General features: G+C 66.4%; 15 protein-coding genes. 8 read left to right on the plus strand and 7 right to left on the minus strand.

The window, feature by feature from the left end; translation table 11 throughout:
- Positions 1-87: 87 nt before the first annotated feature.
- The gene (locus tag AVCA_RS08015) at positions 88-762 is read left to right on the plus strand and encodes an FCD domain-containing protein (protein ID WP_012700377.1); all 675 of its coding nucleotides are present in this window, start codon (positions 88-90) and stop codon (positions 760-762) included.
- A gap of 237 nt (positions 763-999) precedes the next feature.
- Here the strand turns inward: AVCA_RS08015 and AVCA_RS08020 are convergent, their stop codons facing one another.
- The 6 genes from AVCA_RS08020 to AVCA_RS08045 all read right to left on the minus strand — a co-directional run bounded on the left by AVCA_RS08020 (position 1000) and on the right by AVCA_RS08045 (position 7441).
- Positions 1000-1866: an MBL fold metallo-hydrolase gene (locus AVCA_RS08020; RefSeq protein ID WP_012700378.1), complete on the minus strand. Its 867-nt coding sequence runs from the start codon at positions 1864-1866 to the stop codon at positions 1000-1002.
- A 239-nt stretch (positions 1867-2105) separates the two neighbouring features.
- Positions 2106-2735 carry a CoA transferase subunit B gene (locus AVCA_RS08025; protein ID WP_041807098.1) on the minus strand — a complete coding sequence of 210 codons (630 nt, stop codon included), beginning with the start codon at positions 2733-2735 and terminating at the stop codon, positions 2106-2108.
- Between the two features lie 2 nt (positions 2736-2737).
- Positions 2738-3436, minus strand: a complete 699-nt coding sequence (locus AVCA_RS08030; RefSeq protein ID WP_012700380.1) for a CoA transferase subunit A — start codon at positions 3434-3436, stop codon at positions 2738-2740.
- A 141-nt stretch (positions 3437-3577) separates the two neighbouring features.
- Entirely contained in the window at positions 3578-4351 is a 774-nt protein-coding gene (locus tag AVCA_RS08035) for a 3-hydroxybutyrate dehydrogenase (protein ID WP_012700382.1), read from the minus strand.
- A gap of 20 nt (positions 4352-4371) precedes the next feature.
- Positions 4372-5763, minus strand: a complete 1392-nt coding sequence (locus AVCA_RS08040) for a GntP family permease (protein ID WP_012700383.1) — start codon at positions 5761-5763, stop codon at positions 4372-4374.
- A 277-nt stretch (positions 5764-6040) separates the two neighbouring features.
- Positions 6041-7441: a sigma-54 interaction domain-containing protein gene (locus AVCA_RS08045; protein WP_012700384.1), complete on the minus strand. Its 1401-nt coding sequence runs from the start codon at positions 7439-7441 to the stop codon at positions 6041-6043.
- 167 nt (positions 7442-7608) lie between these two features.
- Between AVCA_RS08045 and AVCA_RS08050 the strand changes: the two genes are divergently transcribed.
- From AVCA_RS08050 to AVCA_RS08080, 7 genes are all read left to right on the plus strand, one after another.
- Positions 7609-8367, plus strand: coding sequence for an enoyl-CoA hydratase/isomerase family protein (locus tag AVCA_RS08050; protein WP_012700385.1), 759 nt, complete (start codon positions 7609-7611; stop codon positions 8365-8367).
- A gap of 244 nt (positions 8368-8611) precedes the next feature.
- Positions 8612-10078: a glucose-6-phosphate dehydrogenase gene (zwf, locus tag AVCA_RS08055; RefSeq protein ID WP_012700386.1), complete on the plus strand. Its 1467-nt coding sequence runs from the start codon at positions 8612-8614 to the stop codon at positions 10076-10078.
- Entirely contained in the window at positions 10065-10778 is a 714-nt protein-coding gene (gene pgl / locus AVCA_RS08060; RefSeq protein WP_012700387.1) for a 6-phosphogluconolactonase, read from the plus strand. The genes zwf and pgl overlap by 14 nt, the downstream gene beginning before the upstream one ends.
- Before the next feature lie 99 nt (positions 10779-10877).
- Positions 10878-12542, plus strand: coding sequence for a glucose-6-phosphate isomerase (pgi, locus tag AVCA_RS08065; RefSeq protein WP_012700388.1), 1665 nt, complete (start codon positions 10878-10880; stop codon positions 12540-12542).
- An 83-nt stretch (positions 12543-12625) separates the two neighbouring features.
- Positions 12626-13903: a sugar MFS transporter gene (locus AVCA_RS08070; protein WP_012700389.1), complete on the plus strand. Its 1278-nt coding sequence runs from the start codon at positions 12626-12628 to the stop codon at positions 13901-13903.
- A 64-nt stretch (positions 13904-13967) separates the two neighbouring features.
- Complete coding sequence (locus AVCA_RS08075; RefSeq protein ID WP_012700390.1) at positions 13968-14939, plus strand: carbohydrate kinase family protein; 972 nt, start codon at positions 13968-13970, stop codon at positions 14937-14939.
- 108 nt (positions 14940-15047) lie between these two features.
- Positions 15048-16262, plus strand: a complete 1215-nt coding sequence (locus AVCA_RS08080) for an aldose 1-epimerase family protein (RefSeq protein ID WP_012700391.1) — start codon at positions 15048-15050, stop codon at positions 16260-16262.
- A gap of 97 nt (positions 16263-16359) precedes the next feature.
- On the opposite strand, the gene AVCA_RS08085 is transcribed toward AVCA_RS08080, so the two are convergent.
- Complete coding sequence (locus AVCA_RS08085) at positions 16360-18780, minus strand: TonB-dependent siderophore receptor (protein ID WP_012700392.1); 2421 nt, start codon at positions 18778-18780, stop codon at positions 16360-16362.
- Between the last annotated feature and the right edge of the window lie 33 nt (positions 18781-18813).

Consider the following 18813-nt stretch of genomic DNA (forward strand, 5'->3'; position numbering starts at 1 on the left):
GTTATTGCATATTGTTGACAATTTACGATATCGAGCGGCTAGGCTACAATCCGGTCCGTCGTTCTTCCGCCAATGCCAGAGACATCCATGAGTTCCCACGATGCCATCGCGCTGCTGCGCACGCAGTCCCTGACGAACCTGGTCCATGAGGAGTTGGAACAGCGAATCGCTACCGGGCAGCTTCTTCCCGGAGCACCGCTGCGCGAAGCCGCGATCGCGACGGACATGGGCATTTCCCGTGGGCCGGTTCGCGAAGCGTTCCGCATGCTGGAGGAGCGCGGGCTGGTCATGTTCGAGAAGAACTGCGGCGTTCGCGTTCGCCAGCTCGATCTGCAGCAGGCCACGCAGATTTATCAGGTGCGGATTCCGCTGGAAGGCCTGATCGGCGAACTGGTGACGCGGACGCTGACTTCAGAAGCCGGGGAGCAGGTCCGGCAAGTGCTGGACCAGATGGCCGAGAAAGTCGCTCATCAGGATGTTCCCGCCTACACCGAGCTGAACTTCCGTTTTCATGACCTGCTTGCCAGGTTCACGGGAAACGCGGCTCTTTACGACACATACCGGCGCCTGGTAGTGCAGCTCAAGCTGTTCAGGAGCTATACCTTCCGGCACGACCCCGAGACGATCGGCATATCGCTCCAGGAACACAACGCGATTTTCGAGGCGATAACTTCCCCGGACACCTCCCTGGCGGGAGAACTTTTACGCCGGCACGCGGAGGATAGTCTGACCCGCCTGTGCGCGGCCTCCGGATCCGCATGAGTGAAACCGGGGGCGGAGCCGGCGGCATGCACCGCGGAACCCGTGAGGCTCGAGTGCGGGCGCGCTGCAGTGCAGCCGCCATGCGAGCCCATGGCAGGTCCGCTTGCATGCTGCGCCGCGAAGACGACTTCGGCGCTGCTCCCGGTGGGAGCGGTGGCCTTTAACTGGCCGTCGGCCACCGAGGCGGCGTCCCCGCGCCATCTTGTCAGCGGTTCGGCCGCTTGCCCGAGGAGCGTCTCACTCCGCCAGTCCCATCACCTCGCCGCTGCTTTCGCTGAGGCCGAAGCGACCCTTGGCGTCGCGGCTCAGGCGGCCCATGGCGACCTTCGGGTCGTGGGTGAAGACCAGCCGGCCGCCCCTGGCCAGCAGGTCTTCGAGCAGGGCGGTCTTTTCCTCGATCAGGCCTTCCGGGAAGCGGTCGTAGCCCATGGTGATCGGCAGGTGCACCCAGGGCGCGCCGGGCACCAGGTCGCCGGCGAAGAGCACCGGGCCGCCGGGCATGGCCACCTCGGGCAGCAACTGGCCGGGGGTGTGGCCGTCGCTGACGTGGAAGCGCCAGTTCGGGCCGAGCGCCTCGGAAGTCCGGCCGTCGTCGAGCAGTTCCAGACGGCCGCTGGCTTCGAGCAGTTCGAGCAGCTCGGGAATGTAGGAGGCGCGGTCGCGGGCGTGCGGCTGGCGGGCGCGTTGCCACTGGCGGCGGCCGGTGACGAAGCGCGCCCTGGGGAACAGCAGGCGCGGCGGCCGGCCTTCTTCCCAGGCGGCGAGCAGGCCGCCGGCGTGGTCGAAGTGCAGATGGGTGAGCACCACCACGTCGATGTCGGCGTCGGACAAGCCTTGCGCGGCGAGGTTGTCGAGCAGCACGTGGCGACTCTCCTGCACGCCGTAGCGGTCCTTCAGCTCGGGGCTGAAGAAGGCGCCGATGCCGGTTTCCACCAGCACGTTGCGGTCGTCCTCGCGCACCAGCAGGGCACGGCAGCCGAGGTCGATGCGGTGCAGTTCGTCGGCCGGCATCCAGCGCTCCCACATGGCGCGCGGGGCGTTGCCGAACATGGCGCCGCCATCGAGTTTCTGGCTGTTGCCGGGCAGGGTGGTCAGGGTACGCATGGGGTAGATCCTTCCTTATTGTTGTGTCGGCTCAGGCTTTGCCGTGGGCGGTCAGGCGCTGTCGCCAAGGCTACCCCGGGGCACTGTCGCTGCACAGGGGCGGCGCTTCGATGCGGGCCCGGCGAAGCGCCGCGGAATAAAATAAAAGGCGCGGCGCCCGTGGGCAGCCGCGCAAAAGGCATGAGGCATGGGTCGGGACACCACGCGGTCATGCCCGAAGGGAACGGGACGCCCGGCCGTCAACGCCGGACCGGGCAGCCGGTGGCCTGCTGCAGGTGCTCGAAGGTCACCCCCTCGGCCAGCTCGACCAGTTGCAGGCCCTGCCCGGTGACATCGAGCACGCCCAGGTCGGTGATGATCCGATCGACCACCCCGACGCCGGTCAACGGCAGGTCGCAGCGTTCGAGGATCTTGTACGCGCCGCCCTTGGCGCAGTGCTCCATCAGCACCACCACGCGGCGCACTCCGGCCACCAGATCCATGGCGCCGCCCATGCCCTTGACCATCTTGCCGGGGATCATCCAGTTGGCCAGGTCGCCGTGCTCGGAGACCTGCATGGCGCCGAGGATCGACAGGTCGATGTGGCCGCCGCGGATCATGGCGAAGGAGGCGGCGCTGTCGAAGAAGCTGCTGCCGGAAACGGTGGTGACGGTCTGCTTGCCGGCGTTGATCAGGTCCGGGTCGACCTCTTCCTCGGTGGGGAAGGGACCGATGCCGAGCAGGCCGTTCTCGCTCTGCAGCCAGACCTCCACGCCGTCCGGGATGTAGTTGGCGACCAGGGTCGGCAGGCCGATGCCGAGGTTGACGTAGAAGCCGTCCTGCAGCTCCCGGGCGGCGCGTTGCGCCATCTGTTCACGAGTCCAGGCCATGGTCAGGCACTCCGCAGGGTACGTTGTTCGATGCGTTTTTCCGGGTTGGGGTTGAGCACGATGCGTTGCACGTAGATGCCCGGCAGGTGGATCCGGTCCGGGTCCAGTTCGCCGGTCTCGACGACTTCCTCGACCTCGGCCACGCAGACCCGTCCGGCCATCGCCGCCAGCGGGTTGAAGTTGCGCGCGGTCTTCCTGAACAGCAGGTTGCCGGCCTTGTCGGCCTTCCAGGCCTTGACCAGGGCGATGTCGGCGGTCAGCGACTTCTCCAGCACGTACCATTCGCCGTCGAACTGGCGGGTCTCCTTGCCCTCGGCGACCAGGGTGCCGTAGCCGGTCCGGGTGTAGAAGGCGGGTATGCCGGCGCCGCCGGCGCGCAGCTTCTCGGCCAGGGTGCCCTGAGGGGTGAATTCCAGCTCCAGTTCGCCGGCCAGGTACTGGCGTTCGAATTCCTTGTTCTCGCCGACGTAGGAGGAAATCATCTTGCGGATCTGCCGGGTGGCGAGGAGCAGGCCGAGGCCGAAGTCGTCGACGCCGGCGTTGTTGCTGATGACGGTGAGGCCTCCCTTGGCGGAGTCGCGCAGGGCGGCGATCAGCGCCTCGGGGATGCCGCACAGGCCGAAGCCGCCGACGGCGAGGGTCATGCCGTCCTCCACCAGCCCGTCGAGGGCGGTCTGGGCGCTGGGATAGAGCTTGTTCATGGAGTGCTCTCCGCTGGTTGTACGGGGCCGTCCGCCGCGATGCGGATCAGGCCGGGTGTTTCCTTGTCGTTGTCGTTGTCGTTGTCGTTGCGGCCGTGGCCGTGGCCATCGTCGCTGCACCGTTCTCGTCGCCGGCGGGCGTCATTGCGCCGCCCAGCCGCCATCCATGTTCCAGGCCGCGCCGCGCACCTGGCTGGCCGCGTCGCTGCACAGGAACAGCACCAGCGCGCCGAGCTGCTCGGGGGTGACGAATTCCAGCGACGGCTGTTTCTCGGCCAGCAGGTCGTGACGGGCGGCGGCGGGATCGCCGCCGGCCTGGACGCGGGCGTCGATCTGCTGCTGCACCAGCGGCGTCAGCACCCAGCCCGGACAGATCGCGTTGCAGGTGATGGGGGTCTGCGCGGTTTCCAGGGCGACCACCTTGGTCAGGCCGAGCAGCCCGTGCTTGGCGGCGACGTAGGCGGACTTCTGCGCCGAGGCGACCAGGCCGTGCACCGAGGCGATGTTGACGATCCGCCCCCAGTCGCGCCGGCGCATGCCCGGCAGGGCCAGGCGGGTGGTGTGGAAGGCCGAGGAGAGGTTGATGGCGAGGATGCTGTCCCAGCGCTCCGGCGGGAATTCCTCGACCGGCGCCACGTGCTGGATGCCGGCGTTGTTGACCAGGATGTCGACGGCGCCGAACTCGCTCTCGGCGAAGGCCATCAGCGCGGCGATTTCCTCCGGCTTGGACATGTCCGCCGGATGGTGGCGCGCTTCGTGGCCGTGCTGGCGTACCGCCTCCAGCGCCTGCTGCGCGTCGCCGAAGCCGTTGAGCACCAGGTTGGCGCCGGCGGCGGCCAGGCAGTGGGCGATGCCGAGGCCGATGCCGCTGGTGGAGCCGGTGACCAGGGCGGTCTTGCCGCTGAGGATCGTCATGGGGGTGTCTCCGTATGTTGTCAGACCAGGCCGGTGAGGTAGAAGGTGGCGATCACCACGAATACCGCCAGGGTCTTGATCAGGGTGATGCCGAAGATGTCCTTGTAGGCTTCCCGGTGGGTCAGGCCGGTGACCGCCAGCAGGGTGATCACCGCGCCGTTGTGCGGCAGGGTGTCCATGCCGCCGCTGGCCATGGCGGCGACCCGGTGCAGCACTTCCAGGGGGATCTGCGCGGCGTGGGCGGCGGCGATGAAGGTTTCCGACATGGCCGCCAGGGCGATGCTCATGCCGCCCGACGCGGAGCCGGTGATGCCGGCCAGCAGGGTGACGGTGACCGCCTCGTTGAGCAGCGGGTCGGGAATGCTCTTCAGTGCGTCGGCCAGCACCAGGAAACCCGGCAGCGCGGCGATCACCGCGCCGAAGCCGTATTCCGAGGCGGTGTTCATCGCCGCCAGCAGCGAGCCGCCGACGGCGGTCTTGCTGCCCTCGGCCAGCCGGTCGCGCACCGCGCCGAAGCTGCTGACCAGCACCAGCAGGATGCCCAGCAGCAGCGCCGCCTCCACCGCCCAGATGGCGGTGATCCTGCCGATGTCGGTCTGCACCGGCGCGGCCATGCCGGCCAGTTGCAGGCTGTAGGTCTTGCCGTAGAGCGCGGGGATCAGGTGGGTGAAGAACAGGTTGGCGACGCCCACCAGCAGGAGCGGGGAGAGCGCCAGCCAGGGGTTGGGCAGCACCAGGTCCGCGGCGGTCTCCGGCTCGTTGCGCAGGTCGCTGCCGTAGCCCTCGCCGGCGGCGCGGGCCTTGCGCAACTGGCGCTGCAGGTAGAGCAGGCCGGCCGCGAGCACGAACAGCGCGCCGATCAGCCCCAGCCAGGGCGCGGCCCAGGCGTTGGTGCCGAAGAAGGCGCTGGGGATGATGTTCTGGATCTGCGGCGTGCCGGGCAGCGCGTCCATGGTGAAGCTGAAGGCGCCGAGGGCGATGGTCGCCGGGATCAACCGCTTGGGGATGTCGCTCTGGCGGAACATCTCGGCGGCGAACGGATAGACCGCGAACACCACCACGAACAGCGACACCCCGCCGTAGGTCAGCAGGGCGCAGACCAGCACGATGACCCGCATGGCCTGGCGGGTGCCGAACAGGCGGATCGCCGCGCTGACGATGGAGCGGGAGAAACCGGACAGCTCGATCAGCTTGCCGAACACGGCGCCGAGCAGGAACACCGGGAAGTACAGCTTGATGAAGCCGACCATCTTTTCCATGAACACTCCGCTGAAGGCCGGCGCCACCGCGCCGGGGTCGGTCAGCAACACGGCGCCGAGGGCGGCGATGGGGGCGAAGAGGATCACGCTGTAGCCGCGGTAGGCCGCCAGCATGAGCAGGGCCAGGGCGGCGAGGGCGACGATGACGCTCATCGGACGTCTCCTTGAACCTGTCGTGTCGGACGAAGGCCGTCAATGGCCGGCGCCGGGAACGCGCCACGGCAGGGATGTCGTTTTTATTTGGAATAGCGGAAAACCGTGGAAGGTACAGGGCGAGTTCCGTGCCAGCTTTGGCGCTCCTTGATTTACAAGGATTTTTTCATGTGCTTTGGCGGCAATTTCCCAAAGTTGGGAAAGGCGTGGTCGCAGGTCGGGCTGGTGCCCAGGGCAAGCGTGGGGCTATGGGATTCCCATTCATGGGATATTCCCGTTAACGGGACGAGATACCCAGGGCGGCCAGCCGGCGGTACAGGGTGGAGCGGCTCAGGCCCAGGCGTCGCGCGGCCTCCAGGGCATTGCCGGCGCTCGCCAGGGCGTTTTCCAGCAGTTCGCGCTCGAAGCGCTGCATGGCCTGCCGGTAGTTCTCGCCGGTGACGGCCGCTACCGCGGCCGGCGCGGGGGGCGGCAGCGGTCCCAGGGCGGCGGCGAGCATGGCCTCGTCCAGGTATGGGTCGTCGCCGAGCAGGATGGCGCGCTCCAGCAGGTTGCGCAGTTCGCGGATGTTGCCCGGCCAGTCGTGGCGGGCGAGCAGGGCGAGGGCGGCGGGACTGAGCGTATGGTCGCTGCCGAGCTGGCCGAGGATGGCCTCGCACAGCGCCGGCAGGTCTTCGGGGCGCTCGCGCAACGGCGGCAGGTGGATCGGCAGCACGTTCAGCCGGTAGTAGAGGTCGGCGCGGAATTTGCCCTGGCGCACCGCCTCTTCCAGGTCGCAGGAGGTGGCGGTGATCAGGCGCACGTCGCTGAACAGGATCTCGTTGGAGCCGACCGGCTCGAATTCCTTCTCCTGCAGCACGCGCAGCAGCTTGCCCTGCAGGTGCAGGGGCATGTCGCCGATCTCGTCGAGGAACAGGGTGCCGCCCTGGGCGATCTGGAACTTGCCGGGCCGCGCCTTGCGGCTGGCGCCGGTGAAGGCGCCCGGCGCGGTGCCGAAGAACTCCGCCTCCAGCAGGTTTTCCGGGATGGCCGCCATGTTCAGGCTGACGAAGGGCCGGTGGGCGCGCGGCGAGGCGGCGTGGATGGCGTGGGCCAGCAGTTCCTTGCCGGTGCCGGTCTCGCCGAGCAGCAGCACCGGCGCCTCGCTGGCCGCGCCGCGACGGGCGCGGCGCTTGACCTCCAGGACCGCGGCGCTGGTGCCGATGTACTGGGCGAAGCTGTAGCGGGCCTGGCGCGCCTGCAGTAGGGAGCGGGCCGAGGCCAGTTCCTCCTGCAGGCTCAGGTAGTGGCGGACCAGCGGCGAGAGGCGCTTGAGTTCGTCGAACAGGGCGAAGCCGATGGCGCCGATCGAGCGTCCGTCCTCGTCGCGGACCGGCAGGCGCATCACCACCAGCGGGTCCTTCGGGGTGTCCAGCATGTCCAGCAGGATCGGCTGGCCGCTGTGCGCCACCTCGCGCAGCAGGCTGCCGGGGATCACACGCTCCACCGGCTGGCCGAGGGCCTCGGCCGGATCGGCGAGGCCGAAGCGCCGGGCGTAGCGTTCGTTGATCCAGACGATGCGCGCGTCGCGGTCGACGATCACCGTGCCCTCGCTCGACTGCTCGACGATCTCGAACAGCGAGCGCATCGCCTGCAGGCGGGTGCTGTGATAGTCCTTGAGGCGGTCGATGGAATTCATGGTGCGCTCCGATGCGGTGACGAGAGTCCTGTGGGGCCTGTTGACGTTCGCTCAAGAATCTCCGCACCGCAAGCCGGGCTCGCCGTGGGAACGACCATCGGCGGCTTGAGGCCGGCGCCGGGCGCCTCGACAATGGGCGCATCGATTGGCTCGGTCAGGAGTGATTCATGAGTGGCGACATCCCTTCCCTGGACATTTGCGGTCCCCTGGCGACCCTGCGCCTGCGCCGGCCGGACAAGGCCAACCGCCTGGAGGAGGCGGATCTGACGGCGCTGCTGGAATGCCTGGCGCGCGTCGAGGCGGCGCCGCAGGTGCGGGTACTGCTGTTGCGCGCCGAGGGCAGGCATTTCTGCGCCGGCTACAGCTTCGACGACCTGGCCGCGGCCGGCGACGGCGGGCGTTTCGAGGCGGTGGCCGACGCCCTGGAGAACCTGCGTCCGCTGACCGTCGCCGAGGTGCAGGGCGGGGTGTTCGGCGGCGCCACCGATATCCTGCTGGCCTGCGACTTCCGCCTCGGCGGTCCGGCGGCGCAGATGCTCATGCCGGCGGCGCGCTTCGGCCTGCACCTCTATGCCGGGCTGTTCCGGCGCTACGTGTCGCGCCTCGGCTTGAACGCCGCCAAGCGGCTGATCCTCGCCTGCGAGAAGCTCGACGCGCGGGGCATGCTGGAGGTCGGCCTGCTCACCCATTTGTACGACAGCCGCGAACGGTTGGCCGAGGCGACCGAGGCGCTGGTCGCGGAGCTGACGGAACTGGCCCCGCTGGCGCTGGTCGGGATGAAGCGTCACCTGAACGCGGCCGCCGGTGGCGGCCTGGATCGCGCGGCGGTGGAGGCGGACGTGCGGCGCTGCGCGGCTTCCGCGGATTTCCAGGAAGGCCTGCGGGCGCTCAGGGAAAAGCGTCCGCCGCGCTTCGAGGGGCGCTGAGCCTTTTTCGCCGCAGAGCCTTGTCCGCATGCGATCCGGTGGACCCGGTCGCCTGCGGCGTTCTCTCGGTCAGTGGCGGCGGATTCCCGCGCGTCGATGCGGGAGGCCGCCCGGCGGCACCCGCTTCGTAATATTCGATAATGCTTTTCTAGTGAAAAAATTGTTTTTATAACAACATTATGTATTGATGAATCGTTTCATTGATGGTTTTATTGTGGCTTCTTTTACAAAAAGAACAAGCATAATGGCCATTAACCATACTGTCGAGCCTTGCACCTTCGCCTTGTTCGGAGCCCTGGGTGACCTGGCTCTGCGCAAGCTGTTCCCCGCCCTCTACCAACTGGACCGGGCCGGCCTGCTGTGCCCGGATACGCGGCTGCTGGCCCTGGCGCTCGATGCCGGCGAAGGGACCCGGGACACCATCGCCGAGCACCTGCGCCGCCACGTCCCCGTCGCGGAGCTGGACGAGGACGTGCTGCAGCGCTTTCTCGGCCGCCTGGATTACCTGTCGATGGATTTCCTCCAGCCCGGCGACTACGCCGCGCTGGCCGACCGGGTCGGCGCCGCCGAGCGGCTGATCGCCTACTTCGCCACCGCGGCCGCGCTCTACGAGCCGATCTGCGCCGGGCTGGCCGAGGTCGGCCTGGCCGGACGCGCCCGGGTGGTGCTGGAGAAGCCGATCGGCCACGACCTGGCCTCCTCGCGCAAGGTCAACGACGCGGTGGCCCGGCATTTCCCCGAGGACCGCACCTACCGGATCGACCACTACCTGGGCAAGGAGACGGTGCAGAACCTGATCGCCCTGCGCTTCGCCAACAGCCTGTTCGAGACCCAGTGGAACCAGAACCACATCTCCCACGTGGAGATCACCGTGGCCGAGCAGGTGGGCATCGAGGGCCGCTGGGGCTACTTCGACAAGGCCGGGCAACTGCGCGACATGATCCAGAACCACCTGCTGCAGCTGCTCTGCCTGATCGCCATGGACCCGCCGGGCGACCTGTCGGCCGACAGCATCCGCGACGAGAAGGTCAAGGTGCTCAAGGCGCTGGCGCCGATCGACGCCGCCCAGCTCAGCCAGCAGGTGGTGCGCGGCCAGTACGTGGCCGGCAACATCCTGGGCAAGCCGGTGCCGGGCTACCTGGAGGAGGACAACGCCAACGCGCAGAGCGACACCGAGACCTTCGTCGCGCTGCGCGCGGAGATCCGCAACTGGCGCTGGGCGGGGGTGCCGTTCTACCTGCGCACGGGCAAGCGGATGCCGCAGAAGCTGTCGCAGATCGTCATCCACTTCAAGGCGCCGCCGCACTACATCTTCGCCGAGGAGCAGCGCCCGCTGATCGGCAACAAGCTGATCATCCGCCTGCAGCCGAACGAGAGCATCGCCCTGCAGGTGATGACCAAGGAGCAGGGGCTGGACAAGGGGATGCAACTGCGCAGCGGTCCGCTGCAGCTGAATTTTTCCGACACCTACCGCAGCGCGCGGATTCCGGACGCCTACGAGCGGCTGCTGCTGGAGGTGATGAAGGGCAACCAGAACCTGTTCGTGCGCAAGGACGAGATCGAGTACGCCTGGCGCTGGTGCGACCGGCTGATCGCCGGCTGGCGCCTGCAGGGCGAGGCGCCCAAGCCGTACGCGGCGGGTAGCTGGGGGCCGCTGTCGTCGATCGCACTGATCACCCGTGACGGGAGGAACTGGTATGGAGATTTCTGAACTCGATCTGCCCGCCGGGGTGCTGACCCGGCCGCTGGCCGATGGCGCCGCGCTGGCCGAGGAGCTGGCCGGGCGCGTGGCCGAGGTGCTGCGCCAGGCCATCGACAGCGACGGCCGCGCCAGCCTGCTGGTGTCGGGCGGGCGCAGCCCGGTGCCCTTCTTCGAGGCGCTGTCAGCCCGCGAACTGGACTGGAGCCGGGTGCAGGTCGGCCTGGTCGACGAGCGCTGGGTGGCGCCGGACCAGGACGGCAGCAACGAGGCGCTGGTGCGCCGCCACCTGCTGCGCGGTCCGGCCGCCGCGGCGCGCTTTTTCGGCCTCTACCAGCCGGCGGCCAGCCTGGAGGAGGCGGCGCGTCTGGCCGGCCGGTCGCTGGCCGAACTCAAGCGGCCGGTCGACGCGGTGGTGCTGGGCATGGGCGAGGACGGCCATACCGCCTCGCTGTTCCCCGGCAGCCCGAACCTCGCCCAGGCGCTGGCCGGCACCGGCGCCGAGCCGTGCATGGCGATGCACGCGCCGGTCGCGCCGCACCCGCGGATCAGCCTGACCTGGCCGCTGCTGGCGCGGGCGCGGCTGCGCTGCCTGGCCATCCAGGGCCCGGCCAAGCTGGAAACCCTGCGCCAGGCCCTGCGCGCCGATCCGCTGCGGATGCCGATCCGCGCCTTCCTCGGCGACGGGCTGGAAATCTACTGGAGCCCTTGAGGGAGCCGGTCGCGAGGGAGCGCTCCGGTCCGGACGCGGACCGCCAGGATGGCCGCATCCATGACAAGTCCAAGACAGATTGAAGGAAGCCGTACTCCTATGAGCTACTACCAGCAAGCGTTCGACGTCACCAGCCTGCCTTCCTGGAGGGCGCTGCAGGAACACCGCCTGGCCATGCAGAATTTCCACATGCGCGAGGCGTTCCTGAGCGATCCCGGTCGTTTCGACGAATTCTCCACCAGCAGTTGCGGCCTCTTCCTCGACTACTCGAAGAATCTCATCACCCCGGAGACCCGCGACCTGCTGGTCAACCTGGCCCGCGAGGCCGGCGTCGAGCAGGCCGCCCGGGCGATGTTCGACGGCGAGCCGGTCAACGCCTCGGAACGGCGTCCGGCGCTGCACACCGCCCTGCGCCGGCCGGTGGGCGACAGCCTGCTCATCGACGGCCACAACATCATGCGCGACGTGCACGCCGCCCTGGCGCAGATGACCGACATCGTCGGGCGCATCCACAACAAGCTGTGGCGCGGCTACAGCGACAGGGCCATCACCGACGTGGTGAACATCGGCATCGGCGGTTCCTACCTGGGCCCGGAACTGGTGTCCGAGGCGCTGCTGCCCTACACCCAGCACGGCGTGCGCTGCCACTACCTGGCGAACATCGACGGCAGCGAGTTCCACGAGCTGACCGCGCGGCTGAACGCCGAGACCACCCTGTTCATCATCTCCAGCAAGACCTTCGGCACCCTGGAAACCCTGAAGAACGCCCAGGCCGCGCGCACCTGGTACCTGGCCAGCGGCGGCAGCGAGGAGCGCCTGTACCGGCACTTCATCGCGGTGACCAGCAACATTCCGGCGGCGATCGAGTTCGGCATCCGCGAGAAGAACATCTTCCCGATGTGGGACTGGGTCGGCGGACGCTATTCGCTGTGGTCGGCGATCGGCCTGCCGACCGCCCTGGCCATCGGCATGGCCAACTTCAAGGACCTGCTCTCCGGCGCCTACGCCATGGACTGCCATTTCCGCCGCGAGCCGTTCGAGAACAACATGCCGGTGCTGCTGGCCATGCTCGGCGTCTGGTACGGCAACTTCTGGGGCGCGCAGAGCCATGCCATCCTGCCCTACGACCACTATCTGCGTAACTTCGTCAAGCACCTGCAGCAGATGGACATGGAGTCCAACGGCAAGAGCGTGCGCCAGGACGGCAGCCCGGTCTCCTGCGAGACCGGCCCGGTGATCTGGGGCGGCGTCGGCTGCAACGGCCAGCACGCCTACCACCAGTTGCTGCACCAGGGCACCCTGCTGATCCCGGCGGACTTCATCGTGCCGGTGGTCAGCCACAACCCGGTGGCCGACCACCACCAGTGGCTGTACGCCAACTGCCTGTCGCAGAGCCAGGCGCTGATGCTCGGCAAGAGCCGCGAGGAGGCCGAGGCGGAACTGCGCGCCAAGGGCCTGCCGGAGGCGGAGGTGAAGCGCCTGGCGCCGCACAAGGTGATTCCCGGCAACCGGCCGAGCAACACCCTGGTGATGGAGACCCTCAACCCCAGCCGCCTCGGCGCGCTGATCGCCCTGTACGAGCACAAGGTGTTCGTCCAGGGGGTGATCTGGGGGATCAACTCCTTCGACCAGTGGGGCGTGGAGCTGGGCAAGGAGCTGGGCAAGAACGTCTATGGCCGGCTGACCAGCTACGAGGCGCCGCCGGCCGAGGATTCCTCGACCCAGGGCCTGATCGACTACTTCCGCGGCCGTCATCGCGGCTGATCCGCACCGGCTTTCGCATCCGGCGGGCCGCGCTCCGGCGCGGCCCGTCCGTACCCGAAAACAATTCCAAGAGGAAGGCTACGATGAACAATCAGCAACAGCGCTCGCCAGCCGAGTCCGGCAAGAGCGCGCCGGTTTCCACGACCTTCGCCTTCGTCCTGGTGACGGCGCTGTTTTTCATGTGGGGGCTGTCCCATGGCCTGCTGGATGTCCTGAACCATCACTTCCAGCAAACCCTGAACATTTCCCGGGCCAGATCGGGCCTGATCCAGACCGCCTATTTCGGCGCCTACTTCATCATGGCGCTGCCGGTCGGCCTGTTCATGGAGCGCTGTGGCTACAAGGCCGGCATCCTGCTCGGCCTGGCCCTGTTCGCGGTCGGCGCGCTGCTGTTCGTGCCGGCTTCCTGGGCCGAGACCTTCGATGCCTTCCTGATCGCGCTGTTCGTCCTCGCCTGCGGACTGGCCTGCCTGGAGGTGTCCGCCAATCTCTACGCCGCCGCCCTGGGCGACCCGGACAAGACCGTGCAGCGCCTGAACTTCGCCCAGTCCTTCAACGGCCTGGGCGTGTTCCTCGGGCCGATGCTCGGCGGCGTGGTGCTCTATGCGCCGCCGCTCGAACTGGCCGGCAGCAGCATCGCGCCGACTTCGCTGATCTACGTGACGCTGGCCGTGCTGGTGGTGGGACTGATGGCGGTCTTCGCCCGCACCGCCATCCCCGAGGTCGGCAGCGAGCGCGCGGCTGGCGGTGAGGCCGCGGAGGAAGCCGAGGAGGGTGTCTCGCTGTGGCGCCGCCGGAACTTCACCTTCGCCCTGCTGGCGCAGTTCTGCAACATCGGCGCCTATGTCGGCGTCGGCGCCTACTTCATCAATTTCGCCCTGGATCACTGGCAGGGCGGCACGCCGCAGTTCTGTTCCTTCCTGCTGTCGCTGGCGATGATCGGCTACATGGTCGGCCGCTTCTCCGGCACCTGGCTGATGCGCCGCATCCCGGCGCGCAGCCTGCTGGTGTTCAACGCCATCGCCTGCGCCTTCCTGAGCGTCGTCGCCATGCTGGCGCTGGAGAAGGTTTCGGTGGTCGCGGTGATCGGCATGTATTTCTTCATGTCGATCATGTACCCGACCATCTTCGGCATGGGCGTGCAGGGTCTGGGCCGGCAGACCAACCGGGGCGGCTCCATCCTGGTGATGACCCTGGTCGGCGCCGCGCTCCTGCCGCTGGTCATGGGCGGGATCGCCGACGACTTCGGCATGGCGACCGCTTTCATCGTTCCGTTCTTCTGCTACGTGGTGGTGGCGCTGTACGGACTGTCCCAGAAGCCGGCCGAGTCCACCGTGTCCCTGGCCGCCCAGGCCGAGTGAGCCGGCAGGCGCCGGGAAAACAGGTTTCCCGGCACCATCGAAATCCGAGAACAAGAGGTGCGCAATGTTTCTAGTATGCGGCGAAGCGCTGTTCGACCTGTTCGTCGACCCCGCGCAGAGCGAATTGCCCCGGCAGGTAGGTTTCAAGGCCATTGCCGGCGGTTCCCCCTTCAATGTGGCGGTGGGGCTCAGCCGGCTGGGTGTGGAGTCCGCCCTGCTGACCGGCATCTCCGGCGATTTTCTCGGCCAGCAGTTGCGCCGGGTACTGGAGGACGAGGGCGTCTCGACCCGCTACCTGGTCCCGCTCGATGCGGCCACCACGACCCTGAGTCTGGTCGCCGTGGACGGCCAGGGCGTGCCCCACTACAGCTTCTACGGGCATTCCGGGGCGGACCGCCAGCTGCGGCCGGAACAGGTGCCGGCACTGGACGGCGGAGTTCGCGGCATCCATGTCGGCTCCTATTCGCTGGTCGTGCGACCGACCGCGGACAGCCTTCAGCAACTGGTGGAGCGCTCCTCGCGGGAGCTGTTGATCAGCCTCGACCCCAACGTCCGTCTCAATGTCGAACCCGACCTCGACGTCTGGCGCGAGCGGATCGGCGCCTTCGCCCGGCACGCCCACCTGGTCAAGGTCAGCGAAGAGGATCTGCTACTGCTCTATCCGGGCCAGGACCCGCTGGCGACGGCCGAGGCCTTCCTGCAGCACCAGTGCCGATTGGTGTGCCTGACTCGCGGCGAACACGGCGTGACCGTGTTCAACCGTGCCCACGGCAGTTGGTCCAGCCCGGCCCAGGCGATCGTTCCGGTGGATACCGTGGGCGCCGGCGACACCTTCCAGGCGGCGCTGATCACCTACCTGGCCGAGCAGGGCTTCGACAGCCCGGCCGCGCTCGATGCGCTGGACAGGAGCCACATCGAGCGGATGCTCGCCTTCGCCCAGGCGGCGGCGGCGCTGACCTGCCAGCGTCGCGGTCCCGACCTGCCGCGCCGCCATGAACTGGCGATGCCGGCCGGCCAGCCGGCGCCGGTCGTCTAGAGTATCTTCACGCGGCCCGTGTCCGCGGGGATGGGGAGGGCGCCGGAGGCGCGTTCCCTGTGCCCCGGCCGCCCGGCCGACAACCCGATCGAACCACGGGGATCCACCATGAAGAAGCATTCCGGCCTCGACGGCCCGGGCGCCGTCGCCAGCGCCACGCCCGCGCCGGCCCATGAATTCGTCCTGATCGACAGCGACAAGGCCCCGCAGGACTGGCGCATCGACAGCCGCCAACTGGGCATCGAGACCGCCAAACCCTTCTCGGTCAGCCTGCGCACCCTGCACGGCGGGCGCCAGGAAGGCGTCAGCCTGATCGACATCGACAACGGCGCCATGACCATCACCGTGGTGCCGACCCGCGGCATGAACGTGTTGCGCGCGGTGGCCGGCGACGTCCGCCTGGGCTGGGACTCGCCGGTCGCCGAGGTGGTCAACCCGGCCTTCATCGAGCGGGACGCCCGCGGCGGCCTCGGCTGGCTGGAGGGCTTCAACGAACTGGTCACCCGTTGCGGCTACGAGTGGATCGGCCACCCCGGCGTGGACAACGGCGAACTGCTCAGCCTGCACGGCCGGGTGTCGAACATCCCGGCCTCGCGGGTGGTGCTGAGCATCGACGGCAAGCCGCCGCATACCATCCGCCTGCGCGGCGAACTGAAGGAACAGGCGTTCAAGAAGGTCGACTTCGCCATTTCCAGCGAACTGAGCACCGAGCCGGGCTCGCTGGGCTTCGACCTCGACGACACCCTGACCAATCGCGGCGACTACCCCAGGGAATACCAGGCGCTCTACCACAACAACTTCGGCACGCCGCTGCTGGAGCAGGGCGCGCGCTTCGTCGCGCCGGTCAGACAGGTTTCGCCGTTCAACGAACGGGCGCGCGGCGAACTGGCCGAGTGGCAGAGCTACCGCGGGCCGACCGAGGGCTACGACGAAACCGTCTACAACCTGATTCCCTACGGCGATGCGCTGGGCGAGAGCCTGGCGGTGCTGCACAACCGCGCCGGCGACCGGGGCGTGGCGGTCGCCTTCGATATCGGCCAGTTGCCGGTGTTCTCCCTGTGGAAGAACACCGACACCGAACGCCAGGGCTACGTCACCGGCCTGGAGCCCGGCACCAGCTTCGCCTACAACCGCCGCTTCCAGCGTTCGCTGGGGCTGGTGCCGAGCATCGGCCCCAGGGAGCAGCGCCACTTCCAGCTCGGCTTCAGGCTGCTCGCCGACCAGGCGGACGTGGAGCGGGCCCTGCAACGGATCGACGAGATCCAGGCCGGGCGTCCGACCGAGGTGCGCGAAACGCCGCTGGTCGACCTGAGCGGGGCCTGATCCTGCGCACCGGCCAGCGCTTTCGTTCGGAGCGGTGGCCGGGGTGTCGGGGGGCTTGAATGCTACGGATGTCCTTATCTGTGCAGTCTTGCTCTTCTTAAAAATCCCAACGAGTTGTCAGCATCATATTACGAGGTTCGCCATAAGTCTTGGTGGCTATACCATTCCATGACTCCCCGTAATTGGAATAATAATACTTGTCAAATAAGTTGTTGATGTTGAGTGTGGCTGAAAGATTATCGGTGATCTGATATTTACCCATCAGATTGACCAACCAGAAGGCTTCCTGCCTGTATTGATGGTCATTACCCAGAGCATCCGTACCATCCCGCCAGGTCGTGCCTTGGTAACTGCCACCGCCGCCGATGGTGATTTTGTTCAATCTGCCGGGTAACCGATAGGTTGTATAGAGTTTGAATTGGTTCTCCGGCTCGAAGGTCGTCAGCTTCTCGTTGGTTTCATCTTCCCGAATGACCTGATGGGTAAAGCCCGCCTGAATATTCCAGCCAGGCATCAGTTCACCACTGACCTCCAGTTCGATACCCTTGGTCTTGGCTTTCTTTCCCTCGTACATGCTGTAGTTTCGTTCGCTATTCCAGCCCACAAACTCGGCACGGTTGTCCTCGCGGATTTCAAAATAGGCCAGGCTGGCATTCAGTCGACCATTGAACCATTCGCCCTTGAGTCCGCCCTCGTAGCTATCGCCTTCATTCGGATCGAGTATAGAGTAACTTTCGTCCCGGGTACTTTGTGGCTGGAATATCTTGGTATAGCTGGCATACAGCGAAAAATTATCGTTCAGGTCGTAGGTGATACCTGCGAAAGGAACCACCTCGCCCGTTTCGCGCATATTGCTGTCGCCACCCCGACGATAATTGGTCACCCGGCCGCCCAGAATCACGGCGAGGTCATCAGTCAGACTGAAACGGCCACTGGCATAGTAGGCACGTTGGTTGACGCGATCTTCAGCACGATAAAGGATACCACCCCAGTCTGGCCTTCCTACGTTGCCGTCCCAGTCCCAAAAATTGTCAATGGACACCATACGGTAGTTATGCCCAGAGCCTTTGAGATGATTGTGATAGCCACTGACGCCAACTGCCAATTCATGGGTACGGCCAAATAGTTCAAAAGGTCCACGGGCATAGCCCTCTAGCGCTTGAGTTCTTATCTTGTACCTGTATTGACCGGTAGCCAAAGCGGAATTGCCATCATCAGCATCGGGTGTGTATTGAATAGCTCCCAAATTAGCATCATATGCATTTCTCTGGAAGGTATAGTAGACCCGACTACTCCAGCCATTGTCGAATTCATGGTCCAATTGGGTAAAGAAGGCATGGCTGAATTGCTCCACCCGGCTCCAGCTCGCTCCGGGATTGAAGGAGCGAGACATATTTATTTCATTGTTGTCGCTATCCAGAAGTGGAAATCCTCCGGCACTGTTACCGGTCGGAATTCTTTTGTCATAGTTGGCACCGATGGTCCACATGGTCTGTGGAGATAGATCCACCTCCAGAATGCCATACAGCGCACGGGTCTGCTCCTTGAAATGATCCATGAAGGATTGCTGATCCTGAAATGCTGTCGCGAAACGGCCGCGGATACTGCCGCTTTCGTTCAAGGGACCACCCACATCCCATTCGGTACGGTAGTTATCCCAGCGGCCATATTCGGCCGTGGCGTGTCCAGAAAATTCATGGGTAGGTTTCTTGCGCACAAGGTTGATAGTGGCGCCCGGAGTACCCGCGCCGGTAGTCAGGCCACTGGCTCCTTTGATGACCTCGATTCGATCGTACTGGATCATATCGACCGATGTATTGCCCATGTCAGTACCGGTTAAAACCGGAATACCATCGTATTGAAAGTTCTGGATCTGGTAGCCACGGGCATAGTAATAGGACCGGTAGTTATCTGTGCCGTGTCGCATGACACCAGGGGTATGATCCATCACCTTGTTGATATTGGTGAGATTGAAGTCGTCCATATGCTGGCGAGTGACGACCGTGACGGTCTGCGGTGTCTCGCGAGGCGTCAGTACCAGCCGGGTGGCGGTCGCGATGGTGCCGGGCGTATAGGACTTGGTGTTTTCGGTGATGGTGCCGAGGGCATTGTCCTCCACGGTCATGGCATCCAGGCTGATGCCGTCGATCCGCCCTCCCGACTGCGCCGTTTTTTCATCGACCGGTTGCACGCTCAGCGTGCCGCTACCCGTCACCAGCAATTCCAGTCCGGTGCCGGCCAGTGCCTGGCGCGCGGCATCTTCCGGGCTCAGTTGGCCGCGGATGGCCGGAGCGTCGAGGCCTTCCAGCAGGGCCGGGTCGACGGACAGCGTGCGGCCGCTCTTTCGGGCGATCTGGCCCAGGGTGTCGCCGAGTGCGCCGGCGGGGATATCGAAGTTCTGTAGCCTGGCCTGGGAAGCCTGTTCGTCTTCCCGGGCCGATGCCGAATGAGCCTGTACGCCGAGAGCGATGGCGATTGCCAGAGCCAGGGAGCCGAGATGCGGATTGGGGGGGAGCATGAGGGAGCCTCGCGATGGATATTTGTCTGCTCT

It is taken from the genome of Azotobacter vinelandii CA, assembly GCF_000380335.1.
GTDB classification, from domain to species: Bacteria; Pseudomonadota; Gammaproteobacteria; order Pseudomonadales; family Pseudomonadaceae; genus Azotobacter; species Azotobacter vinelandii.

What these genes read in the sequence shown, in the direction of transcription:
- AVCA_RS08030 (WP_012700380.1), bottom strand. Translation starts at nt 3,436, where the DNA reads ATGAACAAGCTCTATCCCAGCGCCCAGACCGCCCTCGACGGGCTGGTG.
- AVCA_RS08040 (WP_012700383.1), bottom strand. Translation starts at nt 5,763, where the DNA reads ATGAGCGTCATCGTCGCCCTCGCCGCCCTGGCCCTGCTCATGCTGGCG.
- AVCA_RS08085 (WP_012700392.1), bottom strand. Translation starts at nt 18,780, where the DNA reads ATGCTCCCCCCCAATCCGCATCTCGGCTCCCTGGCTCTGGCAATCGCC.
- AVCA_RS08035 (WP_012700382.1), bottom strand. Translation starts at nt 4,351, where the DNA reads ATGACGATCCTCAGCGGCAAGACCGCCCTGGTCACCGGCTCCACCAGC.
- AVCA_RS08080 (WP_012700391.1), top strand. Translation starts at nt 15,048, where the DNA reads ATGAAGAAGCATTCCGGCCTCGACGGCCCGGGCGCCGTCGCCAGCGCC.
- AVCA_RS08015 (WP_012700377.1), top strand. Translation starts at nt 88, where the DNA reads ATGAGTTCCCACGATGCCATCGCGCTGCTGCGCACGCAGTCCCTGACG.
- AVCA_RS08070 (WP_012700389.1), top strand. Translation starts at nt 12,626, where the DNA reads ATGAACAATCAGCAACAGCGCTCGCCAGCCGAGTCCGGCAAGAGCGCG.
- AVCA_RS08045 (WP_012700384.1), bottom strand. Translation starts at nt 7,441, where the DNA reads ATGAATTCCATCGACCGCCTCAAGGACTATCACAGCACCCGCCTGCAG.
- pgl (WP_012700387.1), top strand. Translation starts at nt 10,065, where the DNA reads ATGGAGATTTCTGAACTCGATCTGCCCGCCGGGGTGCTGACCCGGCCG.
- zwf (WP_012700386.1), top strand. Translation starts at nt 8,612, where the DNA reads ATGGCCATTAACCATACTGTCGAGCCTTGCACCTTCGCCTTGTTCGGA.
- AVCA_RS08050 (WP_012700385.1), top strand. Translation starts at nt 7,609, where the DNA reads ATGAGTGGCGACATCCCTTCCCTGGACATTTGCGGTCCCCTGGCGACC.
- pgi (WP_012700388.1), top strand. Translation starts at nt 10,878, where the DNA reads ATGAGCTACTACCAGCAAGCGTTCGACGTCACCAGCCTGCCTTCCTGG.
- AVCA_RS08075 (WP_012700390.1), top strand. Translation starts at nt 13,968, where the DNA reads ATGTTTCTAGTATGCGGCGAAGCGCTGTTCGACCTGTTCGTCGACCCC.
- AVCA_RS08020 (WP_012700378.1), bottom strand. Translation starts at nt 1,866, where the DNA reads ATGCGTACCCTGACCACCCTGCCCGGCAACAGCCAGAAACTCGATGGC.
- AVCA_RS08025 (WP_041807098.1), bottom strand. Translation starts at nt 2,735, where the DNA reads ATGGCCTGGACTCGTGAACAGATGGCGCAACGCGCCGCCCGGGAGCTG.